This window comes from Streptomyces sp. NPDC031497, from assembly GCF_055580905.1.
The window spans coordinates 85,281-99,264 of record NZ_JBVIKO010000008.1; the positions used below are offsets into that span (position 1 = coordinate 85,281).

Genomic DNA, 13,984 nt, shown 5'->3' on the forward strand with positions numbered 1-13,984 from the left:
GGCTCAGCCGCTCACTCGGCCCGTCACGTTCAACAGGTACTCCTTCCGGCTGAGCGGATTGTGATCGGTCCGTGCGCGTTCGGGGACCGTTCCGTGCGAGACGGGCGCGTAGTGGTCGAACGCGCTCTCCAGCTCGCCCTCGCCCCGGGTCAGCCCCGGCAGCAGCTGCTCCAGCCGGTGCACCCGGCCGGCCGGGACCGCGCCCTCCAGAAGGCAGAGCGACCCCTCCGTCCCGGTCTGCTGGGGCAGCGCGCCGAGCCGGGTGAGCACCGGCAGCAGCGCGCCCAGCGTGTCCGCCGGGGCCTCCAGCCGGAACCGGTGCATCGGCTCGTGCACCCGGGTACCGGCCCGCCGCAGCGCCTCGGTCAGCACCAGCGGGGTCAGTCCGCGGAAGTCGGCGCCGGTGCTCGACATGCTCTTGTCGAAGCCCTGGTGGGCATGGCTCTGCCGGGGCGAGTAACCGGAGTGGGTCATGGTCACCGTGCAGTCGGGGATCCGCCAGCCGTGCAGCCCCTGCCCGAGGGTCTCGCGCACGGTGTCCTCGACGGCCTTGAAGAAGGCGTAGGGCATCGCCCCCAGCTCCACCTCCAGTCGGAAGCCGACGCCGGTGCCGGGCGGGGCCGGCTCCACTCGCAGGCCGACCGTCGCCAGGAAGGGGTTGCCGTCCTTCTTGTTGAACTCGACGGCGGCCCCCGTGCCGGTGAGGCGTTCGACGCAGATGGTGGTCGTCTCCCGAAAGGTGACGTCGAGGCCGTACTCGTCGGCGAGGGTCGCCTGGACGACCTCCTTCTGCACTTCGCCGTAGAGGGAGACGGAGGTCTCCTGCCGTACCTCGTCGTGCCGGACGTCGATCAGCGGATCCTGCTCGGCGAGCTGGGTCAGCGCGATGTGCAGGGCGCGGCGGTCGGTGGCCGGTCCGGGGACGACGACGGTCTCCAGGGTCGGAGGCGCGAAGTGGTGGCCGGGGGCCCGTCCCGGCGCGCCGAGCGCATCGCCGATGCGGATGCCGCCGAGCCCCCACACCTTGACGATCCGCCCGGCACCGGCACTGTCCTGCCGCAGCTCCGCACCCTGTTCGGCAACACTCAGCGCGGTGACCCGCCCCTCCGGCCGCCCGGCCCGTGCCCCGTCACCGCCCGCCCGGTCCCCCTCCCGGGCACCGCCGCCCCGGCCCTCCTCCCGGACGCCCACAACCCGGCCCTGCACACGCGCGCCGACCGATCCGCCCTCCTCGCGGACGTCCGCCGCTCCGTCCTCCGGCGTCTCCCGGTCGCCGTCCCCGAAAGGGATCCGGTCGCGGACCCGGAGGACGCCGGTGAAGATGCGCGCGTATGCGATCTTCTCGCCCGCCGGGCCGCGTTCGACCTTGAAGACCGTGGCCGACAGCGGTCCGGCCGGGTCGCCGTCGGCGGCGGGGAGCAGCCGTTCGACGCCCGTGATCAGGTCGGGGACCCCGGCGCCCGTGACGGCGGAGCCGAAGTAGACCGGATGGACCAGGGTCCGGCGGGTCTGGTCGGCGAGCGCGGCGCGCAGCCGGCCGTCGGGGACCTCGCCGTCCAGGCAGGCGGCGAGCAACGCGTCGTCGTGGTCGGCGAGCGCATCCACCGCCCCGGGGGCGAGGCCGGGCTCGAAGCGGGCGGCGCGGGTGCCGAGCGCGACCGGTCGGCCCATCGGGACGAGCGGGACGGCGAGCCTGCGGGCGAGCTGGGCGAGTACGGCCTCGTGCCGGGCGCCGCGCCGGTCGATCTTGTTGACGAAGATCAGGGTGGGGATGCGCAGCCGCCGCAGGGTCCGCATCAGCACGCGGGTCTGGGCCTGGACGCCCTCCACGGCCGAGACGACCAGGACCGCGCCGTCCAGCACCCCGAGGACCCGTTCCACCTCGGCGATGAAGTCCGGATGGCCCGGGGTGTCGATGAGGTTGACGGTCACCCCGTCGAGGGGGAACGACACGACCGCGGACTTGATGGTGATACCGCGCTGCCGCTCCAGGGCGAGGGTGTCGGTCCGGGTGCTGCCGTCGTCGACACTGCCGATCTCGTCGATGACCCCGGCCGCGTGCAGCAGCCGTTCGGTCAGACTGGTCTTACCTGCGTCGACATGCGCGAGAATTCCGAGATTGAGCAGACGCACTGAGTGTGATGTCCTTCGGCATGGGTGGGATTCCTTCCTGGGTGGACATGCACGCAGTGCGCATCGGTGGTCCTCTCGGTGAGCTGTCGGGTCATCAGGTCAGGGGGAAGTGCAGCAGGGCGCCTCACCCGACGGCAACGGATTAACGTTCAACGAAAGCCCCGCCGCGACGTTCGCCGCCTCCGGAACCCGGCCATGGAGCTCGGAGACCGATGACGCGTTCCGTCCGTCGAACACTATGAACACAACGCCCGAGCCATGGTTCCGGTCCCGGCCCGCTCCCTAGCATCGCCGCGGACGGCGCGAAGGAGCGCCGCCTAGGACAGGGAGCCGCGCCTTGGACAGGTCGAGAACCCCCGCACGGATCCGCCGGACGAGCCTCCGGCGTACCGGACTGCTCGCCTCACTGGCGGCGGCCCTCACCGCCGCCTTCGCCGGCGCCCCTCCCGCACAGGCGCAGACACCACCGCCGGCCGCCGTCTCGTGCCCTGCGGAACTCGACGGCAAGGCCACCTGTTACACCGGCCAGGACACCAGCGGCGCCTACTACGCCATCGCCGTCCCCGAGCACTGGAACGGCTCCCTGGTCGTGCACGCCCATGGCGGCCCCGACCTCGGCACCGGCTCGGACCCGGCGCGCAGCGTCGACGACCTGGCCCGCTGGTCGGTGATGGTGAAGGAGGGGTACGCCTGGGCGGGTTCGTCCTACCGCAGGGGCGGCTACGGCACCCGCATGGCCGCCGAGGACACCGAGAACGTGCGCCGGCTGTTCGTCGAGAACTTCGGTAAGCCGCGGCGGACGTATGTGCACGGCCAGTCCTGGGGCGGAGACGTCGCCGCCAAGGTCGTCGAGGTGTACGGCGGGCGGGGCGGACCGTACGACGGGGCGCTGCTCACCAGCGGTGTCCTCGGCGGCGGGTCCCGGGGGTACGACTACCGCGTCGACCTCCGGGTCGTCTACCAGTACTACTGCCAGAACATGCCCCGGCCGACCGAACCCCAGTACCCGCTGTGGCAGGGGCTGCGCGCGGACTCGACGCTGACGACGGCCGGACTGCGCGCCCGACTCCAGGAGTGCACGGGCTACGCCTCGGCCCCGCAGGAACGCACCGCCCTCCAGCAGCGCAACCTCGACGACATCCTCGCCGTCACCGGCGTTCCCGAGCGCACCCTGGAGTCGCATCTGCGGTTCGCGGTCTTCACGTTCCGGGACATCGTGCGCGACCGGCTCGGCGGCCGCAATCCGTTCTCCGACACGGGCGTCCGGTACTCGGGGTCGCACGACGACGAGGCGCTCAACGCCGGTGTCGAGCGGTTCACCGCCGATCCGACGGCGGTACGCGACCTGTCCTACGACAGCGATCTCACCGGCAAGGTGTCGATCCCGGTGCTCACGATGCACGCGATCGACGATCCGACGGCGTTCGTGGAGCACGAGGCGGCCTACCGGGCCACCCTGCGCGGCGCGCACCGGGACCGGTACCTCGTGCAGACGTTCACCCACGAGTCCGAGCACAGTGCGCTGAGCGACGCGGAGTACGCCAACTCGATCGCGGCACTGGACGGTTGGGTGCGCACGGGCCGGAAGCCGACGCCCAGGACGATCGCGGGCGCGTGCGCCGCGTTCGACCGGACCTACGCCACCGGCTGCTTCTACGACCCGGACTTCCACCCCGCCTCCTACGCCTCCCGGGTCCGCCCGCGGCCGGGCGGGCTGCGCTGGCCGGCCATGACGGCGGCGCAGGAGAAGCGCTGGAGCAGGATCGACGGAGTGGGGATCGCACCCTGACGGGTCCCGGGAGATCCTCCGCGCGCCCTGTCACGGCGCCGGCCGGCGCTGCGGCAGCCGGTGGAGTGTCACCTCCGTCAACGCGCCGTCGGCGACGGTCGCGGTGAGGTACGTGCAGTGCGGCTGGCGGCGGCGGTCGGTGGGCGAGCCGGGGTTGAGGAGGCGCAGGCCGGCCGGAGCCGTGGTGTCCCAGGGGATGTGGCTGTGCCCGAAGACCAGGACGTCCAGGTCCGGGAAGCGGGCGGCGCAGCGGGCCTCGCGCCCCTGGGCGGGACCGGTCTCGTGGATCACGCCGAAGCGCAGGCCGCCCAGGTCGGCGTAGGCGACCTCGGGAAGCCGGGCGCGCAGACCGGGGCCGTCGTTGTTGCCGTACACCGCGATCAGCCGGCGGCTGTGGCTCTCCAGCAGGTCGAGGGTGGCCTCGTCGACCCAGTCGCCGGCGTGGAGGACGACGTCCGCGCGCGGGAGTTCGGCGAGGAGCCGGTCCGGCAGCCGCTTGGCGCGCACCTGGAGGTGCGTGTCGGAGGTGAGGAGCAGGCGCACGATGCCAGCCTAGCGACCGCCCGGGATCTTCAGCTTGAACTTAACAGTTCCAACTGGACAGTTTCTGGTGACAGTCCTAGGGTGGCCCGCATGGTTCAGATCTCGGACTCCGCGACCCGCACGGCGCGCGATCTGCGCGTGGTGTTCAGCAGACTGCGCCGCCGTATCCGGGAGGTCGCCCAGGACGCGGATCTCACCCCGTCCCAGGAGTCGGCGCTCACCCTGGTCTCCAAGCACGGCGCCGCCACGGCCAGCGCGCTGGCCTCCGCCGAGGGGGTGCGGCCGCAGTCGATGGCGACCACCCTGGCCGCCCTCGACCAGCAGGGGCTGATCCGCCGCAGCCCCGACCCCACCGACGGGCGCCGCCAGCTGGTCACCCTTACCGAGGCCGGGCAGGCCCGTGTCGAGGGCAACCGGCAGGTGCGCGACGAGTGGCTGGCCCGCGCCTTCGAGGAGCGGTACACCGAGGAGGAACGCCAGACCATGCTCACCGCGTTCGAACTGCTGGAACGGCTCTCGCGGCCGTGATACCGAGGCTCACCGGACGCACCCCGCAGGACACCCGCCCCGCCCCCGAAGGCTTCGACCGGCGGCTCATCGCGCCGATGATCCTGGGTTCCGTACTGAACCCGATCAACTCCTCGATGATCGCCGTGGCCCTGGTGCCGATCGGCATCGCCTTCGGGGCCCCGCCCGCCGAGACGGTGTGGCTGGTCTCCGCGCTCTACCTGGCGACGGCCGTGGGCCAGCCGGTGATCGGGCGGCTGGTGGACATGTACGGGCCGCGCCGGCTCTACCTCGCCGCCACGGCCCTGGTGGGCGTCGCCGGACTGATGGGCGCGCTGGCACCCTCGCTGGGCGTACTGATCGCTTCCCGGGTGCTGCTCGGCTTCGGCACGTCGGCGGCGTTCCCGGCGGCGATGCGGCTGACCCGGAGCGAGGCCGAACGCACCGGGCAGGACAGCCCGGCCGGAGTGCTCACCGCGCTCGCCGTGTCCGCGCAGACCGTGGCCGTGATCGGCCCGACGCTGGGCGGGCTGCTGATCGGCGCCGGCGGCTGGCACCTGGTGTTCACCGTGAACGTGCCACTCTCGGCGGCCTGTCTGGTCCTGGGCGTGCTGTGGCTGCCGAAGGCCGAACCCGCCGAACGGCGCCGGCCCATGGACCTCCCCGGTATGGGCCTCTTCGCCGTCCTGCTGGTCTCCCTGATGCTCTTCCTGATGGACCCGCGGCCGGACCGCTGGTACCTGCCCGCCCTGACCCTCCTCGCGACCGCCGCCTTCGCGGCCCGGGAACTGCGCGTCCCGGACCCGTTCGTCGACCTGCGCGTCCTCGGCGGCAACGGCCCGCTCATCGCCACCTACGTACGCCAGTTCCTCGCCAACATCACCTCCTACGCCTTCCTGTACGGCTACACGCAGTGGCTGGAGGAGGGCCGCGGGCTCAGCGCCTCCACCGCGGGGCTCGTGCTGCTGCCGCTGTCGGGCGCCGCGCTGGTCGTCGCCACGCTCACCGGCCGCCGCGAGGCGATCCGCGCCAAGCTGCTGGCCGGCTCCGTGCTGCAGATCGCGGGCTGCGCGACGCTGCTGCTGTTCGACGCCCGCAGCCCGGTCTGGGTGCTGCTCGCCACCGGAGTGCTGCTGGGCGTACCTCAGGGCCTGCTCGGCCTCGCCGCGCAGAACGCGCTGTACCGGCAGGCCGACGCGGAGCGGCTCGGCTCCGCCGCCGGGCTGCTGCGCACCTTCATGTACCTCGGCGCGCTGGGTGCCTCCGCCGCCACCGCGGCGTTCTTCCCGCACCGCGCCGACACGGGCGGGCTGCACGGCCTGGCCCTGTTCATGCTCGCCGGCTCCGTACTGCTGCTGGCGATCACCCTGCCGGACCGTTCCCTGGCCCGGCTCACCCCCCGACCCAGTCAAGCCCCCCGAAAGGCCTGATCCACCCCATGTCTTTGAGCACGCTCGACCCGCGTACCGCCCTTGTCGTCATCGACCTCCAGCAGGGCATCGTGGGCATGCCCACCCAGCCGTACTCCGGTGCCGAGGTCGTCGCCCGCAGCGTCGAGCTCGCCGACGCCTTCCGCGCCCAGAACCTGCCCGTGGTGCTGGTCCGGGTGTCCTTCGCCGCCGACGGCGCCGACGCCGTCCCGGGCCGCACCGAGGGCCGGCCGCGCGGTCTCGCCTTCCCGGAGGGCTGGGACATCGTCGTCGACGAGCTCTCCGGCCACGACGGCGACATCCACATCACCAAGCACAACTGGAGCGCCTTCCACGGCACCGCCCTGGACGTCCAGCTGCGCCGCCGGGGCGTCACCCAGATCGTCCTGACCGGCATCGCCACCAGCATCGGCGTGGAGTCCACCGCCCGCGACGCCTACGCCCACGGCTACCACGTGACGCTCGCCACGGACGCCATGGCCGACGCCGACCCGGAGGCGCACCGCGGCAGCGTGGAGCGGATCTTCCCGCGGCTCGGCGAGTCCGGCAGCACGGCCGAGGTCCTGGAGCTGCTCGCCAAGACCCACGGCTGAGACCAAGGCCGGCACCACGACCCCGACCGCAACCTGACCGCAACCTGAACGCGCGGTGCCGCGGCCACGGCCCGGACCACGGCTGAGACCGCCGCTGAGCAGGTCTTTTGATGCACGGATGACGCGTCACAACCCGGTCTTGACCTAGAGGCGGGTCCTGCCCTAGGACGGGACCGGGTTAGCATTCGCCCACATGTAGATGCCGTCCAGGCAAATGGACGGCTTATTCCAGGGGGCCAGGAAGCCGGATGCCGGTCAAAGTCAGCGTTGTCGTCCCCGTCTACAATCCGGGGCCCTATATCGAGGACTGCATCGCCTCGGTGCTGCGGCAGTCGCTGCCGCGCGACGAGTACGAAGTGATCTTCGTGAACGACGGCTCCAGCGACGGGACCCCGGCCCGGCTCGACGCCCTCGCGGCCGAGCACCCGCACATCCACGTCATCCACCAGGAGCCCTCCGGCTGGTCCGGCAAGCCGCGCAACGTCGGCATCGAGGCCTCCCAGGGCGAGTTCGTGATGTTCGTCGACAACGACGACTTCCTCGGCGACGAAGCCCTGGAGCGGATGTACGACTACGGCGTCGCGAACGAGGCCGACCTGATCATCGGCAAGATGGCCGGCAAGGGCCGCCCGGTGCCGGTGGAGCTGTTCCGCCACAACCGTCCGCGGGCCACCGTCGACAACTCCCCGCTGATGGACAGCCTCACCCCGCACAAGATGCTGCGCCGGTCCTTCCTGGACCGCATCGGGCTGCGTTTCCCCGAGGGCCGCCGGCGCCTTGAGGACCATGTCTTCGTGGCCGAGGCGTACCTGCGCGCGTCGAACATCTCCGTGCTCAGCGACTACGTCTGCTACTACCACCTCAAGCGCGAGGACGCCTCCAACGCCGGCTTCCAGCGCTTCGACCCGGTCGGCTACTTCGCCAACCTGCGTGAGGCCCTCGACGTCGTCGAGCGCTACACCGAGCCCGGCCCGACCCGCGACCGGATGCTCCGCCGCTGGCTGCGCAACGAGATGGGCGAGCGGCTGCGCGGGAAGCGGTTCCTCAACCTGCCGGACGACTACCGCCGGGAGCTCTTCGACGAGATCCACAAGGTGATCGCCGAGCGCATGGGCCCCTCCGTGTTCGCCCTGCTGGAGCCGGCCCAACGGGTGGTCACCGAGCTGGCCGGCGCCGGACGCTACGAGGACGTGCTCGCGCTCGCCGAGTGGGAGGCGTCCATCGGCCCCTCGACGGCCCTGGAGAGCATCTCCTGGGACGGCGGCGCACTGAAGATCGACTTCACTGCCGAGTACAGCGCGGACGGCGCGCCGAAGACCTACCCGGCCGACACCGCCGCCGTCCCGCTCGACGGCCCGCCGGAGACCGTCGCCGACGCCGTCGCGCGGCTGGAGCGTGGCACCGCCGCCCGCTTCGCGAAGGCCGGCGTCGACCTGATGATGCGGGACCGTGAGACCCACGCGCAGTTCTTCCAGCCGGTCGAGATCACCCGCGAGACGCTGCCCGTCGAGGGCGAGCCCGGCCGTGTCCGGCTCCTGGTCAGGGCCACGGCCACCGTGGACCCGGCCACCGCCGCCAGCGGCACCCCGCTGCCGGCCGGCCTGTGGGACGCGTTCGTCCGGCTGACCATCGGCGGCTGGACCCGGGAGCACCGGCTGTTCCCGGCGTCCCGGGAGCCGTTCCCCGCGATGCCGTCACCGGGCGTGGTCGGCGGTCGCCGGGTGCTGCCCTACTGGACGGTCAAGGACAACTTCGCGCTCGACGTCGACCTGGCGGGCAAGCGGCTGGGCTTCGGCGCGTTCGAGCCCGAGGACTTCACCGTCGCGGGCGACCGGCTGCGCGCGGTGCTGCCCTTCCATGCCGCCGGTGAGGTCAAGGCGTCGGTCCGGCTGACCGGCCCGAAGCCCGCCTCCGAGGTACTGGAGGTGCCGGCCACGCTGTCACCCGCCGAGGGCGGCGGCACGGTGCTGGACGCCCCGCTGCCGGTGCGGTCGCTCCAGGAGGGCAGCTGGCGGCTGGCCCTGTGCCTGGTCGCGGACGCACCCGAGCCGCGCTTCTTCACGCTGCCGCTCGTCGTCCGCAACTCCCCCGAGGGCCTGAAGGTGGCCAAGTCGGCCCCGAAGAAGCCCGGGGCGGCCGCGCCCAAGGCCGCCGCCAAGCCCAAGCCCAGGCCGAGCGCGGCCCGCCGCCTCGCCCGCAAGCTCCCACTGCCGGTGCGCCGCGCACTGGTCAGGGCCCTGGGCAGGGGCAAGCCCGCACGCCAGGAAGGCAAGTGACAACCGTGCGACCGCTGGACATCGAAGGCGCCTGGGTCCAGGAGCCCAAGGTCTTCCCCGACGACCGGGGCAGCTTCCACGAGTGGTTCAGGGCCGAGGAGTTCCGTGAGGCCCTCGGCTACGACCTCGACCTCGCCCAGGCCAACTGCTCGGTCTCCCGGCGGGGCGTGCTGCGCGGCGTCCACTTCGCCGACGTGCCGCCGAGCCAGTCCAAGTACATCAAGTGCGTACGCGGGGCCGTGCTGGACGTCGTCGTGGACATCCGGGTCGGCTCCCCGACGTTCGGCCGCTGGGAGGCGGTCCGGCTGGACGAGGAGAACCAGCACGCGGTGTTCCTCTCGGAGGGCCTCGGGCACGCGTTCATGGCGCTGACCGACGACGCCACCGTGGTGTACCTGTGCTCGGCCGGGTACGCGCCGGGCCGCGAGCACGGCATCAACGCGCTCGACCCCGAGCTGGGCATCGAGTGGCCGGAGGGCTTCGAGCCGGTGCTGTCGGAGAAGGACGCCAAGGCGCCGTCCCTGGCGGAGGCGGAGGCGTCCGGGCTGCTGCCGACGTACGCGGACTGCCTGGCGTACTACGAGCGGCTGCGGGCCTGAACACACCGCGAGGGGGGCCGAGCCGTGGCTCGGCCCCCCTCGCGGGTGAGCGGTGTCAGGACTTGGCGTAGCGCTGCTTCAGCGCGCTGCGCTTGTTGCTGCCCTCGGCATTCCTGCCTTTTTCGATGATCACCAGGTTGTGGTAGAAGTGCACGCCGACGACATTGAGGTCCGTGTACGTCGGCTGATAGTTCTCGGTCACGAATTCCTCGTAATTCAGTCCGTCCACCAGCCGCTTGAGCATCCCCATACTGGTGTGCGCGGCGTCGAGATCCTCGCTGCCCTGCCATTCGGGCCAGTACGACGACTGCGTGTCCTCGACGATGTAGATGCCACCGTCCTTGAGCCGGGGGAAGAGCGTGGCGAACGTCGTGAGTACATGCGGACTACGGTGACTGCCGTCGTCGATGATGACGTCCAGGTCACCGATCTTGTCGGCGATCGAGTTCAGGGACGACGGATCGGACTGGTCTCCGATGAACGTCGTGATGCGGTCCTCGTCGACAAATGACTTGTCCTGGATGTCCATTCCGAAAATCCGCGCCTTCGGGAAGAACTGCTTCCACATGCGCAGGGAGGCGCCGCCCTGACCTGGCCTGTTGTAGCCGCCGATGCCGATTTCCAGCAGGTTGAACGACTCGTTCTTCAGGTGCCCGAGATGGCGCTGGTAGTGCTGGGTGTAGCGGTGTATTCCCCACTTGTCCGTCTTGAAGTGCTGGGCGAGTTTGTTCAGATCCCCGGAGATCGCGTCCAGCCCTGTCGGCTTGGCCGGTTTGGCCGGCTGGGCGGACAAGCGCCGCTTCAGTCGTCGCAGGACCCGCACATTCTTCTCACCCAGTACGGACTTTACGGTCGCTCGCATCGACATCGCGGGACAAATCCTTTCCCTACCCGACCCACAAGACATTCAAAGCATCATCGTAGTGAACCGGGGCCATCCACAAGGGGCTAACACGACGGCCTGTGAAAAAGGCCCGGCGGGCTCCGGGATTTCCCTGCACCGCAGGGCGGCCGGCAAGCTCGGTGAGCCGTCGGCCGCCCTGCGGCGGGTAGGTGGGAAGTGCCTTATGCGGACATCTCCTTGCGGATGTGCGGCAGCCCTTCCGCCAAGGCCTGACGCCAGTCCCGCGGCGGTTCCAGAGCGACCTCGGCCCACCGGTCGTGCCCGAGGGCGCTGAACGCGGGGCGGGGTGCCGGGCGGACGAACGCCGCACTGGTAGTGGGGCGTACCCGTTCCGGGTCGGCGTCGAGGAGGCGGAACACCTCACGGGCCAGTTCGCACCAGGTGGCCGTGCCGGAGTTGGTGCCGTGGAAGACGCCGTGCGCGCGGTCGTCCCGCCCGAGACGGGGGCCGAGGTCGGCGATCCGGGCGGCCAGGTCGGCGCTCCAGGTGGGCTGTCCGCGCTGGTCGTCGACGACGTCGAGGGTGTCCCGGCGGGACTCCAGTTCGATCATCGTGCGCACGAAGTTCTTCCCGTGCGTGCCGTACAGCCAGGCCGTACGGACCACCGCGCTCGTGCCCGGGAGCTCCGCCAGGACGGCCCGCTCACCCGCGAGCTTGGTGCGGCCGTAGGCGGTGCGCGGGTCGGTGGGGTGGTCCTCCGGGTACGGGGTGGTGCGGGCGTCGCCGTCGAAGACGTAGTCCGTGGAGACATGGACGAGACGGGCGCCGTGCCGGGCGGCGGCGCGGGCCAGCAGGCGCGGGCCCTCGCCGTTGATCAGCAGGGCCCGCTCCTCGTCGGTCTCGGCGTCGTCGACGGCCGTGTACGCGGCGCAGTTCACCACCAGGTCGGGCCGGTGCCCGGCGACCGCCGAGTCCACCGAGTCGGCGCTGGTGACGTCGAGGTCGGCGTGGCCCAGGGCCACCACCTCCGCGCCCCGGCGGGTGAGTTCCTCGACCATGTCGTGGCCGAGCATCCCGCCCGCGCCGGCGACGAGCCACTTCATCAGTGCTTCTCCTGCTCCTTGTGGGACTCCAGGGCGGCTCGCTCCTTGAGCGGCTCCCACCAGTCCCGGTTGTCGCGGTACCAGGCGACGGTGGCGGCGAGGCCGGAGGTGAAGTCGTGCTTGGGGGTGTAGCCCAGCTCGTCGTGGATCTTGCTCCAGTCGACGGAGTAGCGCTGGTCGTGGCCCTTGCGGTCGGCGACGCGGTCGACGCGGTCCCAGTCGGCGCCGCAGGCTTCCAGGAGCAGGCCGGTGAGTTCCTTGTTGCTGAGCTCGGTGCCGCCGCCGATGTTGTAGACCTCGCCGGGCCGGCCGCCGGTGCGGACCAGGTCGATGCCCTGGCAGTGGTCCTCGACGTGCAGCCAGTCGCGGACGTTGCTGCCGTCGCCGTAGAGGGGCACGTTCTTGCCGTCGAGGAGGTTGCTCACGAAGAGCGGGATGACCTTCTCGGGGAACTGGTGCGGCCCGTAGTTGTTGGAGCAGCGGGTGACGCGGACGTCCAGGCCGTGGGTGCGGTGGAAGGCCAGTGCGAGCAGGTCCGAGGAGGCCTTGGAGGCGGAGTACGGCGAGTTCGGCTGGAGCGGGTGGGTCTCGGGCCAGGAGCCGGTCTCGATGGAGCCGTAGACCTCGTCGGTGGAGACGTGCACGAACGGGCCGACGCCGTGCCGCAGGGCCGCGTCGAGGAGGGTCTGGGTGCCGACCACGTTGGTGAGGACGAACGCGCCGGCCCCGTCGATGGAGCGGTCGACGTGCGACTCGGCCGCGAAGTGCACCACCTGGTCGGCCTCGGCCATGAGCTTGTCGACCAGGTCGGCGTCGCAGATGTCGCCCTGCACGAAGGTCAGGCGGGGGTGTGACTCGGGCAGGTTCGTCAGGGTGCCCGCGTAAGTGAGCTTGTCCAGCACGGTGATGTGCGGCGCGTCGGGGGCGCTGTCGGCGAGCAGGCCGCGGACGTACGTGGAGCCGATGAATCCGGCGGCGCCGGTGACGAGGAGGTTCATGAACGGATCTGCACCTTGCTGTGGTCTCCGAGAACGAGGCGGTGGGCGCTGGGGGTGCCGGGTGCCGGGGTGACCTCGACATGCCGGCCGATCAGCGAGGACTCGATCCGGCCCACCCCGTCGATGGAGGAGTCCCGCAGCACTATGGAGAACTCCAGCTCGCTCTCCGTGATCCGGCAGTTCTCGGCGACCGACGTGAAGGGGCCCACGTAGGAGTCGCCGACGACGGTCCCGGCGCCGATCACGACCGGGCCGACGATCCGCGAGTTGGTGACGCGGGCGCCCGCCTCGACGACCACCCGGCCGACGATCTGGCTGGCCTCGTCGACCTCGCCGTCGATCCGCGGCTCCATGGCCTCCAGGACGGTCCGGTTGACCTCCAGCATGTCGACGACGTTGCCGGTGTCCTTCCAGTAGCCCTTGATCACCGTGGAGCGCACGTCGGCTCGCTCGTCGATGAGGTGCTGGATGGCGTGGGTGATCTCCAGCTCGCCGCGCCAGGACGGCTTGATGGCGCGCACGGCGTCGTGGATGGCCGGCGTGAACAGGTAGACACCGACCAGGGCGAGGTCGCTCTTGGGCTCCTGCGGCTTCTCCTCCAGGCCGATCACCTGGCCGTCGGCGTCCAGCTCGGCGACACCGAAGGCCCGCGGGTTGGGCACATGGGTGAGGAGGATCTGCGCGTCGGGACGGATCTCGCGGAACTCGTCGACCAGTCCGCTGATGCCGCCGACGATGAAGTTGTCGCCGAGGTACATGACGAAGTCGTCGTCGCCGAGGAAGTCCCGCGCGATCAGTACGGCGTGGGCCAGACCCAGCGGGCGCTCCTGGGGGATGTAGGTGACGTCGAGGCCGAACTTCGACCCGTCGCCGACCGCTTCCTCGATCTCGGCGGCGGTGTCGCCGACGATCATCCCGACCTGGGTGACGCCCGCGGCGGCAAGGGATTCCAGTCCGTAGAACAGCACGGGTTTGTTCGCCACCGGCACGAGCTGTTTCGCCGATGTGTGGGTGATCGGCCGCAGCCGTGTACCGGCACCGCCGGAGAGCACCAAAGCCTTCATTCACTACACCTTATAGGTGAACATCTGATTGAGACGTTCTTCTGTTTTCCTGATGGGTTACGACAGTATGGCCCTGGTGCGGATGCCATGTGACTACGAGGTGCC

The 13,984-nt window shown here is 71.0% G+C and carries 12 protein-coding genes; 6 read left to right on the top strand and 6 right to left on the bottom strand.

The genetic code is table 11. The features are described from left to right. Positions 1-3: 3 nt before the first annotated feature. Entirely contained in the window at positions 4-2,133 is a 2,130-nt protein-coding gene (locus tag ACZ5K7_RS18410) for a GTP-binding protein (protein ID WP_468914591.1), read from the bottom strand. Between the two features lie 394 nt (positions 2,134-2,527). Between ACZ5K7_RS18410 and ACZ5K7_RS18415 the strand changes: the two genes are divergently transcribed. Then, a complete protein-coding gene (locus tag ACZ5K7_RS18415; protein WP_468914931.1) occupies positions 2,528-3,922 on the top strand; it encodes a hypothetical protein in 1,395 nt (464 codons plus the stop codon). Between the two features lie 30 nt (positions 3,923-3,952). Here the strand turns inward: ACZ5K7_RS18415 and ACZ5K7_RS18420 are convergent, their stop codons facing one another. Continuing rightward, complete coding sequence (locus tag ACZ5K7_RS18420; protein WP_468914593.1) at positions 3,953-4,465, bottom strand: metallophosphoesterase family protein; 513 nt, start codon at positions 4,463-4,465, stop codon at positions 3,953-3,955. Between the two features lie 90 nt (positions 4,466-4,555). On the opposite strand from ACZ5K7_RS18420, the gene ACZ5K7_RS18425 reads away from it, so the two are divergent. From ACZ5K7_RS18425 to rfbC, 5 genes are all read left to right on the top strand, one after another. Next, positions 4,556-4,993 (top strand): MarR family winged helix-turn-helix transcriptional regulator, encoded by a 438-nt coding sequence (locus ACZ5K7_RS18425; RefSeq protein ID WP_351696941.1) that lies wholly within the window; start codon positions 4,556-4,558, stop codon positions 4,991-4,993. Further along, a complete protein-coding gene (locus ACZ5K7_RS18430; protein WP_468914594.1) occupies positions 4,990-6,402 on the top strand; it encodes an MFS transporter in 1,413 nt (470 codons plus the stop codon). Before ACZ5K7_RS18425 ends, ACZ5K7_RS18430 begins: the two co-directional genes overlap by 4 nt. Before the next feature lie 8 nt (positions 6,403-6,410). Continuing rightward, the gene (locus ACZ5K7_RS18435; RefSeq protein ID WP_468914595.1) at positions 6,411-6,995 is read left to right on the top strand and encodes a hydrolase; all 585 of its coding nucleotides are present in this window, start codon (positions 6,411-6,413) and stop codon (positions 6,993-6,995) included. 248 nt (positions 6,996-7,243) lie between these two features. After that, positions 7,244-9,271 (top strand): glycosyltransferase family 2 protein, encoded by a 2,028-nt coding sequence (locus tag ACZ5K7_RS18440; protein WP_468914597.1) that lies wholly within the window; start codon positions 7,244-7,246, stop codon positions 9,269-9,271. A 5-nt stretch (positions 9,272-9,276) separates the two neighbouring features. Then, the gene (gene rfbC / locus ACZ5K7_RS18445; RefSeq protein ID WP_351697258.1) at positions 9,277-9,870 is read left to right on the top strand and encodes a dTDP-4-dehydrorhamnose 3,5-epimerase; all 594 of its coding nucleotides are present in this window, start codon (positions 9,277-9,279) and stop codon (positions 9,868-9,870) included. 55 nt (positions 9,871-9,925) lie between these two features. Here the strand turns inward: rfbC and ACZ5K7_RS18450 are convergent, their stop codons facing one another. From ACZ5K7_RS18450 to ACZ5K7_RS18465, 4 genes are all read right to left on the bottom strand, one after another. Beyond that, entirely contained in the window at positions 9,926-10,738 is an 813-nt protein-coding gene (locus ACZ5K7_RS18450; RefSeq protein WP_351696950.1) for a class I SAM-dependent methyltransferase, read from the bottom strand. Positions 10,739-10,935: 197 nt separating this feature from the next. Next, positions 10,936-11,817: a dTDP-4-dehydrorhamnose reductase gene (rfbD, locus tag ACZ5K7_RS18455; protein ID WP_468914598.1), complete on the bottom strand. Its 882-nt coding sequence runs from the start codon at positions 11,815-11,817 to the stop codon at positions 10,936-10,938. Beyond that, positions 11,817-12,815, bottom strand: coding sequence for a dTDP-glucose 4,6-dehydratase (gene rfbB, locus ACZ5K7_RS18460; RefSeq protein ID WP_468914600.1), 999 nt, complete (start codon positions 12,813-12,815; stop codon positions 11,817-11,819). The genes rfbD and rfbB overlap by 1 nt, the downstream gene beginning before the upstream one ends. Continuing rightward, entirely contained in the window at positions 12,812-13,879 is a 1,068-nt protein-coding gene (locus tag ACZ5K7_RS18465) for a glucose-1-phosphate thymidylyltransferase (protein WP_351696958.1), read from the bottom strand. Before ACZ5K7_RS18465 ends, rfbB begins: the two co-directional genes overlap by 4 nt. Between the last annotated feature and the right edge of the window lie 105 nt (positions 13,880-13,984).